Source organism: Brevundimonas sp., assembly GCF_044239655.1.
Classification (GTDB): Bacteria; Pseudomonadota; Alphaproteobacteria; order Caulobacterales; family Caulobacteraceae; genus Brevundimonas.
In genome coordinates this window covers 1-3,658 of sequence record NZ_JBIIAY010000255.1, presented here as the reverse complement: position 1 = coordinate 3,658, position 3,658 = coordinate 1, and the positions used below count along the sequence as shown (strand labels likewise).

Annotated in this window: 5 protein-coding genes; all 5 read right to left on the bottom strand. The window is 58.5% G+C overall.

The genetic code is table 11. From position 1 onward, the window contains the following. Nucleotides 1-293, bottom strand: a 293-nt coding sequence (locus tag ACILQR_RS17770; protein ID WP_395652694.1) for a hypothetical protein, incomplete at its 3' end; no start/stop codon positions are given. Then, nucleotides 290-1,468, bottom strand: a complete 1,179-nt coding sequence (locus tag ACILQR_RS17765) for a DNA cytosine methyltransferase (RefSeq protein ID WP_395652693.1) — start codon at nucleotides 1,466-1,468, stop codon at nucleotides 290-292. The genes ACILQR_RS17770 and ACILQR_RS17765, both read right to left, overlap by 4 nt. Before the next feature lie 146 nt (nucleotides 1,469-1,614). Then, nucleotides 1,615-1,881 carry a very short patch repair endonuclease gene (locus ACILQR_RS17760; RefSeq protein ID WP_395652692.1) on the bottom strand — a complete coding sequence of 89 codons (267 nt, stop codon included), beginning with the start codon at nucleotides 1,879-1,881 and terminating at the stop codon, nucleotides 1,615-1,617. A 10-nt stretch (nucleotides 1,882-1,891) separates the two neighbouring features. Next, complete coding sequence (locus ACILQR_RS17755; RefSeq protein ID WP_395652691.1) at nucleotides 1,892-2,818, bottom strand: hypothetical protein; 927 nt, start codon at nucleotides 2,816-2,818, stop codon at nucleotides 1,892-1,894. Beyond that, nucleotides 2,819-3,658: DUF262 domain-containing protein (locus ACILQR_RS17750; protein ID WP_395652690.1), on the bottom strand; the 840-nt coding region annotated here is incomplete at its 5' end.

Below are 3,658 nucleotides of genomic sequence, written 5' to 3'. Positions count from 1 at the left end.
TTGAAATAGACCGCGTCCGGGTCCAGACCGACGCGATCCCGGACCTTGCGCGCGTGCTTCAAAAGCCGCTTCTTCAGACCGGCCTCGGAGTCCGTCTTGCCGATATAGACGCGGTCAAGTCGGTCGCCGCGCTTTAGGAACAGCTGGTAGACGCCTTGCACCTCTGGCAGATGGGCCAGGGCCTCCGCCGTGAGGAGCGTCGGCGAGACCTCGTCCAGAGCATCGATCAAGCGCTTTAGAAGCGCCTCCGGCAGATCGAACTCGAACTCGTCATAGCCGGGAACGGAGCTCACGCCGCGAACCTCAACCGCCGCGCCACGTCCTTGCCGACCATCTCCGCCAGCCGCACTGGCACCGCGTTCCCCAGCTGCCGCATCGTCTCCGACCACGACCCGTGGAACACATAGTCGTCGGGAAAGGTCTGCAACCGCGCGCTCTCGCGCACCGTGAAATATCGGACCTCGCCGCCGGGCTTCCTCAGCATGTTCTCGCCGCCCGGCACCCCGTGCACCCCGGCCTTCAGCGTCTTCGCCGGCTCGTCCAACGGACTGCCCGTATGCCCCGGATAGCTGCGCGCCCCCGGCTGCTGGCGATGGTTCGCCACTGCCCGCGCCTTCGCCAGATCAGCCTCGGGATCAGGCAGGTCGTGGATCGCATCCCGCACCGTCTGCCACGCACTGCCGACCGGCCGCGCATCCATCCGCGCCGCCCGGGCCGACAGCCTCTCGTTCTCCGGCCGATCCTTTCGGGCCACCTGATGCCGGTCCCAGTACGACCCGTCGCGATACTGATCCCAGACCAGGGCCTCGGCCGAATGGGTGTTGATCGGAAACGACCATTCCAGGTCCAGGTCGTCGCGGAAGCCGACGAACAGCACCCGCTCGCGCTTCTGCGGCACGCCGTGGTTGGCGGCGTTCAGCAACCGCGTCACCAGCCGATAGTTCAGCCCGCCCTTCGCCCCCGACGTATGGTGCTGCTCCAGCCGGGCCAGATGATCCATCCAGTCCTCGTCCGGCCGCGCCGTCACCTCGGGATGACGCATCTGCATCTGGATGTACTCGAAATAGTTCTGGAAACTGGCCCGCGTCAGCCCCTTCACATTCTCGAACACGAACACCTTGGGCTTGGCCTCACGCACCGCGCGGATCGCCTGGGGGAACATGTCCCGCGCGTCGTCATAGGCCTTGTGCTTTCCGCCCATGGAGAAGGGCTGGCACGGCGGCCCGCCCGAGATCAGGTCCAGCTTGCCTTCGTGCACGCCGAAATCGAACGTCCGCACGTCGCCCTGTTCCAGCGGCCAGTGGGCCACGACCGAGCTGGCCCGCCCCTGGTTCTCGCGGATGGTGTCACAGCAATAGACGTCGCGCTCGACCACCTGAACCGGATGGAATCCCGCCCGGTGCAGGCCGATGCCCAGGCCGCCGGCGCCGGCGAACAGTTCGATGGATTGCAGGGTCGCGCAGCTCATGCGTCCAAGAATGTTCTTATTCTGTTCGAAAGTGAAGCTGCGTTGTGCAGCTCGCATTCCCAGATCGTCATCACGTCCCACCCCGCCTCGGCCAGGGCCGCCTCTTTACGGAGATCGCGCGCGCGATTCCCCTCCAGCGTGGACCCCTAATAGTCCTGCCGCGATTTGGGCATCTGCGCCAGACGACAGTCCGGATCGGGATGCAGGTGCCAGAAACAGCCGTGCACGAAGATCACCTTTCGCCGTCCAGGAAAGACGAGGTCGGGCGTGCCGGGCAGGTCGCGGCGATGCAGGCGAAAGCGGTAGTCGAGACCGTGGATCAGGCGGCGGACGGTAAGCTCGGGACCGGTGTTATTGCCGCGCACGCGAGACATGCGTTCGGAGCGTTGAGCCGCCGTCAGCGGATCTGACACCCGAAGTTGCCTATGTTCCAAGCCACCACGAGATTGGCACCTTGCGACTGTCCCGCTGCGCGATCAACAATGTTTGCCCCGGTTGCGCTGCGGGGATGGCGTTACGAATGTCTTCTATGGTCGGTTTGACCTTGAGTGCACGGCTCTGGCCGGCAGCAAGGAGTCTGAATTTCCCGCTCTCCTCGTCGACCATGAACAAGCGAACGTTAGCGCGCCACTTCACGTCGTCATCTCTCCACTCTGTCCAATGGGCCAATGCTCGGCGCGTTGAGGACGTAAGAGCGAGATCGATACAAGCGCCCAAGGCAATCAACTGGTCTGCGAGATGTTGGGTATCGTTCGTCGTGGGCGCATAACCGGCCACGTGTGCGCTTCTATGACGTCTTGTTGCCAGAGACTTCAACAGCTCTTCGATCGAAGGAACGCCATATCCTATGGCCGCTGCAATCTGCCTGAACTCGTTCCAACAATCTTTCACACCGAATGCTGCCATCATCTCCTTAACTGATGATACCGAAACATTCCCAGTATAATCTCCCGCTATATGCCGTGAGAAATTGTATACCGGACCGCCTGTTTGACCAAGCAAAGAAATCTCAGATGCAATTTCTCCATTATAATCTTCACCCTGCCTCTTGAGCATTTGCGCATATTTTTGAAGATTTGAAACGGCACCGAACAAAGCTGCATCGCGAAACTTTGCAGGAAAATCGTCGTAAGAACCCGACCAATTTCCAAGCTGCGAAACCACCTCTACGCAGCGTGCTCGAATAAAAGTCTCGAGCGCAATAAAAGCGGCAATGAGGATGCCGCGACGTAGCACAATGATAGCAGGTGGGTCGACGGCTCCACCCGAGCCGGTAGCTAGCGGATCAAGCGCCAACGCGCCTCGGATGCCGGCGACGTCACCCAAAAATCGCTGCCGAGCGGCGCTCACCTACTTGGGGTCCAAAAGCCCTAATATCCGCTCAGTCCTAAGCCGAATTCGTGCCGGTGTGTTCGTCCCCAGACGGACTGCTTCTTCAAATTCGGAGTCGTCTTCAAACAACTTTTTCGTTGCTGATTTGATTGCACCTTTTCTCGATTTTGCCGTCTCAAACTTTGCATCCGTGAGTTCGGAGACGGCCATCATCTGGGCGTCATACATGCCAGCCAAGGCCTGCTGCCTCCAAGCCTTCCCGTCCCATCGTTGAAAGGATTGTTCACCCCAAATGGCATGGACCCGATCAATGGAAGTAGAAAAGCGTTGAGCGATTGTCGCAAAATAAGCCGCGCCCTTGGACCTGTTATCCAGCATAAACTGATCCATCGATTTGACAAAGCTACCGGAGAACGTCTTCCAGCGATCCACCAAGGTGAAAAACCTAAGAACAAACTCCGCATCATCCATCTGCTGAAATGCGGAAGATGTTGTGCTGTCTATTTTCAAGGCGCGCTTTAGCAGTTCATTTTGGGCGCAGTTATAGATCGTATCGTTCAGCTCGCCCCTGAAAGCCACATTCCTTATCTCTTGATTGTTTAGCTTTATACCGCCTCGGTTGAGGCGAATGAAAACTTCGTATTTCAGTTCCGGATCAGACTGCTTTAGGAGTGTCACAACCCGAATATATGGCCGTACCTTCAGCGCCCCTCGCAAGGCTTGAGGAAGATTCTTGAATTTGGCTCCCAGTATGCTGCTAAATGTTTCGATCTTTGTGAGCGAAAAAGAGTTGTTAAGAAAATCGTGGATTGCGGTGATGCGTTGCTTTCCGTCTATAATAGAATAGACACCATAATC

Excerpts from the sequence above, each read along its gene's own strand:
- ACILQR_RS17765 (WP_395652693.1), bottom strand. The coding sequence starts at position 1,468 with ATGAGCTGCGCGACCCTGCAATCCATCGAACTGTTCGCCGGCGCCGGC.